Below are 412 nucleotides of genomic sequence, written 5' to 3' on the forward strand. Positions count from 1 at the left end.
AGTTAGATATTAGAAGTTAGATATTAGAAGTTAGATATTAGAAGTTAGATATTAGAAGTTAGATATTAGAAGTTAGATATTAGAAGTTAGAGAGTAGAAGTTAGAGAGTAGAAGTTAGAGAGTAGAAGTTAGATAGTAGAAGTTAGATAGTAGAAGTTAGATAGTAGAAGTTAGATAGTAGAAGTTAGATAGTAGAAGTTAGATAGTAGAAGTTAGAGAGTACAAGCGGTTGTTATATGTGGTGGGTCGTACTGGACTTGAACCATCGAGCCTGTGTTTTGTAAAGAGTGGCGATGCTTTTGAAAACTAGAGATAAAATAAGGAGGTTTTATATGTGGTGGGTCGTACTGGACTTGAACCAGTGACCCTCGCCTTGTAAGGGCGATGCTCTCCCAACTGAGCTAACGACCCA

General features: G+C 36.7%; 1 tRNA gene. It reads right to left on the reverse strand.

Annotation, left to right across the window (positions count from 1 at the left end):
- Nucleotides 1–335: 335 nt before the first annotated feature.
- Nucleotides 336–411 (reverse strand) — tRNA-Val (locus tag EXT43_RS20490).
- Between the last annotated feature and the right edge of the window lies 1 nt (nucleotide 412).

The organism is Pseudoalteromonas sp. CO109Y (assembly GCF_004208935.1).
GTDB lineage: Bacteria > Pseudomonadota > Gammaproteobacteria > Enterobacterales > Alteromonadaceae > Pseudoalteromonas > Pseudoalteromonas shioyasakiensis.